The sequence below is a fragment of the Variovorax glucosi genome (assembly GCF_051216695.1).
GTDB lineage: Bacteria > Pseudomonadota > Gammaproteobacteria > Burkholderiales > Burkholderiaceae_C > Variovorax.
Window position 1 is genome coordinate 1 of the sequence record NZ_JBPJZE010000200.1, and the last position, 1,236, is coordinate 1,236.

Annotated in this window: 2 protein-coding genes; one reads left to right on the forward strand and one right to left on the reverse strand. The window is 64.5% G+C overall.

The genetic code is table 11. The annotated features are described in order from the left end of the window. A partial coding sequence (locus tag ACSFA3_RS24255) for a GntR family transcriptional regulator (RefSeq protein WP_435507935.1) occupies positions 1-383 on the reverse strand: 383 nt, incomplete at its 3' end. Between the two features lie 262 nt (positions 384-645). On the opposite strand from ACSFA3_RS24255, the gene ACSFA3_RS24260 reads away from it, so the two are divergent. Further along, positions 646-1,236: Rieske 2Fe-2S domain-containing protein (locus tag ACSFA3_RS24260; RefSeq protein ID WP_435507936.1), on the forward strand; the 591-nt coding region annotated here is incomplete at its 3' end.

Sequence of the window (1,236 nt, forward strand, 5' to 3'; positions counted from 1 at the left end):
GCCGCGTAGTCGTCGATTTCCATGCTGGGCTTGTTCACGGCGCGGTCGCCGGCCTCCAGGCACTCTTTCAGGTCGCGCAGCAGCTGGCGCGATGCACCGTCTTCGGCCAGCAGGCGCGCGGCGAAGCCTTCTATCACGCCGCGCACGCGGATGGCGTCGGCCACTTCCTGGGAGGTGAAACGGCGCATCTGGTAGCCGCCGCTGGGCGATTGCTCGATCAGCCCTTCGTGCTCCAGACTGGCCAGCGCGAGCCGCACCGGGGTGCGCGAGGCCTCGAGCTTCTCGGCGAGAGGGATCTCGGCCAGCCGCTCTCCGGGCACGAATTCGCCCTTGAGGATCATGTCGCGCAGTTGCACGAGCACGCGGGATTGTTGGGAGTCCATCGGCGGATTCTAGGAGACGCGCCTGACATTGCACGCAGCATATTTATCTTGGCTCGGTTGTTGCATGCATTGACGCGCAACAAGTGTCAAAAACTAACGATAGGCTCAGCGTTTACCCTGATTCATGCCTCTTCAAGCCCCAAATCAGGGCCAAATCGCAGATGAAAGTTTGACCCGGATCGAGGAGCACCAAGACAATGCATACAGTTGCATGCAATGACTGCAAGCCTCTTTCCACAGTCCCCACGATGGAGCCCGCACGATGATCAGCGCAGAGCAGAACGATTTCATCACCCGCGTTGGACCCGGCGCGCCCGCCGGCAAGCTGCTGCGCCGCTACTGGCAGCCGGTGGCCCTGGCCGACGAGCTGGCGGGCCCGCGCCCGGTCAAGCCAGTGAAGCTCATGGGGCAGGACTTCGTCCTGTTCCGTGACGAGAACGGCCAGCTCGGCATGCTCGACCGCGACTGCCCGCATCGCGGCGCCGACCTCGCATTCGGCCGGCTCGAAAACGGCGGCCTGCGCTGCGCCTTCCACGGCTGGCTGTTCGACGCCAAGGGCAACTGCCTCGAAACCCCCGCCGAGCCCGCCACCAGCAAGCTGTGCAGCCGCATCAAGCAGTCGGCCTATCCGGTCGTCGAAAAAAGCGGCGTGATCTTCGCGTTCATCGGCGAGGGCGAGCCCCCCGCCTTCCCCGAGTTCGACTGCTTCGTCGCGCCCGACAGCCACACCTTCGCGTTCAAGGGCCTGTTCGAGTGCAACTGGCTGCAGGCGCTCGAAGTGGGCATCGACCCCGCGCACGCCTCGTACCTGCACCGCTTCTTCGAGGATGAAGACACCTCCGGGAGCTACGGC